Below are 3,352 nucleotides of genomic sequence, written 5' to 3'. Positions count from 1 at the left end.
GATTGGTCAGCTCGTGGACGGCGTACACCGATTCGTCGATTCGGCCGAGGGTCAGCAGATTCTTGTAACAATCTTTGAATCACTTTCCCAAATCGGATCGGCCCTGCTACCGGTCGTTCTAGCGCTTTCTCACGGGATCGCCCTTGTAGCGCCTCATGTAGCCCGAATAGCCGAGCTGGTCGGCCCGATCTTGGCAACCGCGATCAACGCGCTAGCGCCCGCCCTGGCATCCGTTGGGCCTGCCCTGGCATCCGTCTTCACCGAGCTAGGAAGCGCGGTAACGATCCTCGCCCAGTCGGGGGCAATCCAGAATATAGCCAGCGCGATTGCGTCGGTTCTGGTGGCGGTAGCTCCGCTTTTGCCGCCGCTAGCACAGCTCATTTCGCTACTAGTCGAGGGGCTTTCCTACGCTATTACGACATGGGTCGCTCCTGCGCTTACCAAGCTCGTCGGTTGGATTCGACAGGCGGTCGATTGGCTCAATGGTGGAGGGCTTTCAGAGGATACATGGTTGTCTCGTGTTCTCACCTTCCTCTATGAAACTGCGGCGCCGCTCGTCGAACAGGCGGGAGCAATTATCAGCCGCGTATTCGGCGATATCGTCCAATGGGTTCGGGACAATCAGGATCGATTCGCCGAATGGGGCGCCAAGATCGAATCTATCGTGGCCCGTGTCGGTGAAATCGTGTCCGGCGTCTTCGAGTTCATTGCCTGGGCCTGGAACAATTTCGGCGGCCCGCTGCTCAATATCGTTGCGAATATTTTCGACGGGATCCTTGGCGTAGTCGATGGTGTGCTTACCGCGCTTTCCGGATTGATCGAATTCATTCTCGGTGTGATCACCGGCGACTGGGAACGAGCCTGGGAAGGAATCAAAACATTCTTCTCCGGCCTCTGGGATGGGATCGTCGCAATCGCGGAAACGATCTGGAACAACTTCATCGAGCAGTTCAAGGCAATCCTTGCACTCTTCGATGACAATTGGGAGACGCATTGGAATCAGATCTCAGCTTTCGCTGAGGACATCTGGAATTCAATCGTAGATTGGATCTCCGACCGAGTCGGCGATATCGGCTCCACTCTCGATTGGTTCAGGTCGCTACCCGGGAAGTTCTCCACGTGGTTCGGTGAAGTTAAGAGCGCCGTCGTGTCACGCTTCAACGACGTGATCTCGTTCGTGCAATCGGTCCCGGGCCGAATCATGAGCTTCTTTTCCAATGCTGGCTCCTGGCTATATAACGCGGGCCGCGAAATCGTCAATGGCCTGTGGAACGGAATTGTATCGCTCTGGAATTGGGTCGTAGACCAGTGGGATAACATGGTCGGCGGCTTGATTCGAACCGTAAAGTCCATCCTAGGAATCGAATCTCCATCCAAGGTCATGCACCAGATGGGCGCGTTCCTCGCGGAAGGACTGGCGCGCGGTATCACCGCGACGGCTGGTCTAGTCGATCGAGCCGTTACCGGCCTCGCCGAGGGCGCAGCGGACGCATGGGGCTCGCCCGAGCTTGCCGTTCCGGCTTGGCAGAACCCGAACGCGCGCCGCATATCTGCAATAGGTCGGCCAGCGAGTGGCGATATCGCCACGAGTGGCACACGTGGAAACACCTACGAGATCAACCTGAACGCGATTCCAACCGTGCCGACTGAGCGGCAGATCATTGATGCGCTGGACTATGCCGATGCGCTCTACGCAACTACCTAGGAGGGGGTAGCCGATGGCACGAACGCGGGTCGAACTGGCTACCCCCTCCGACGTGGCGGCCGGAACCGGGGGCGTGTACACGTCTTCATACACCCTCACCACCGGCCAGTTCGCCGTGTTACCCGGCATGAAGGGGTTCGACATGCCGCCATACGAAATCAAGTATGACGAGATGGTCGCCATCGACGGAGGCTATCTACGCAACGTTCGGACTCCCGCCCGAGAGCTGTTCATCCCCATCTACATGGAAGCTGCAAACCACGGGGATCTCCTGGCGCTGAAGCGGGCTTTCCTCGCGGCCATCCAGCCGACTAAGGGGGCGTGCCGAATCACGCTCACGGAAGAGGACGGCTCGCGGCGCTACATTGATGCCTACTACTTCGACGGCGCCCGAGGCGACGAGGGACAAGAAGTGTCCGGCGTCGAGTGGCTAAAGTGGGGTCTGATCTTCCGCGCCCTAGATCCGTACTTCTACAGCGGCACCAGCCAGACAATCCGGTTCTCTACCGGCGAGCTTGACCTACATCCGTTCTTCGGCGCGAAGTTCCTCAACCGTCCGATGCTTAACAAGGCTCACAGCCTTAACGGCGAATCTACCATCACCGTTACCGGCGACGTAGATACCTATCCCACGTGGACGATTCATGGCCCTGCAACCGGAATGACCTTCATCCGAAAGTTCCCCGGGCGGGCTGACCAAAGCTTCAGCCTGAATGTGAGCCTCACTGACACACAGGCAATCCTGGTCGATACCCGACCCGGCACCAAATCAGTCCGCGATATCGCCACGGGCGCGAACCTCTGGGAATTCCTCGCACCTGGACCACAGTTGTGGCCCATCTCTCCCGGCTCGAACACGGTCGCTATTGACGTGCGCAGCGCAGGCGTTGACACGTCCGTCAGCCTCTCCTACCTCCCAAGGTTTCTGAGTGCCTAGTAAGTTCTTCGTCGAGGTACGCGACCGCCAATACAAGCGCGTGGGAGTGGTCGAGCAATACACAAGCATGGAAGCGATCACCCGATTCAACGGCGTTGGTTCGTGGACGCTTACGGTTCCGGCCGACTCTCCCGAGGCTGACATCCTCGTCGAGGGCTGCGGCATCATCGTGTGGATCGAAGGCGTGCCCGCCCCGATCATGTCAGGCCCGCTACGCGCGATCGATCACGTGTGGTCTGCCGACCAACCGGGCGCCAGCCAAGCCGTGTACACGGGCGTGAGCGACGAAGCCCTTCTGTGGTCGAGAGTGACTCTGCCCGTCCCCTCTGCCGGGATCGACGGGCAGACAGCGGAGCGATACACCGCGTCCGGCCCGGCCGGACGCGTCATGAGGGACTTGGTCGATGTGAACGCAGGGCCGTCCGCCCGCGCTGACCGCATCATCCCCCAACTCGACGTACCGCTCTCGGCGCTGGGCGCCCGTGTGCACATCACAACGCGATTCGACACGATGGGCGTGAAGCTTCAAGAGATCGGCGCCGCAACTGGCGTCGGATGGAGGCTGCGCCAGGGGCTCGCAGATCGTCTCAGCTTCGAGTCATACCGGCCGGTCGCCCATTCTGCCGGACGGGCCACTTTCAGCCCTTCAGCGGGCAACCTCGTCGCCTACCAGTACAAGCTAGCGGCGCCCACCGCATCGCGATTCGTCA

Annotated in this window: 3 protein-coding genes; all 3 read left to right on the top strand. The window is 59.8% G+C overall.

Annotation, left to right across the window (positions count from 1 at the left end; all coding sequences use genetic code 11):
• A partial coding sequence (locus tag ABD120_RS39470; RefSeq protein WP_343955626.1) for a phage tail protein occupies nucleotides 1-1,705 on the top strand: 1,705 nt, incomplete at its 5' end.
• A gap of 13 nt (nucleotides 1,706-1,718) precedes the next feature.
• Nucleotides 1,719-2,642, top strand: a complete 924-nt coding sequence (locus tag ABD120_RS39465; protein ID WP_343955624.1) for a phage tail family protein — start codon at nucleotides 1,719-1,721, stop codon at nucleotides 2,640-2,642.
• Nucleotides 2,635-3,352: Gp37-like protein (locus ABD120_RS39460; RefSeq protein WP_343955622.1), on the top strand; the 718-nt coding region annotated here is incomplete at its 3' end. The genes ABD120_RS39465 and ABD120_RS39460, both read left to right, overlap by 8 nt.

This window comes from Nonomuraea longicatena (assembly GCF_039525605.1).
In the GTDB taxonomy this organism is placed as follows: domain Bacteria; phylum Actinomycetota; class Actinomycetes; order Streptosporangiales; family Streptosporangiaceae; genus Nonomuraea; species Nonomuraea longicatena.
This window is presented reverse-complemented; position numbering and strand designations above follow the sequence as displayed.

Coding starts and splice junctions, on each gene's coding strand:
- ABD120_RS39465 (WP_343955624.1), top strand. CDS start 1,719: ATGGCACGAACGCGGGTCGAACTGGCTACCCCCTCCGACGTGGCGGCC.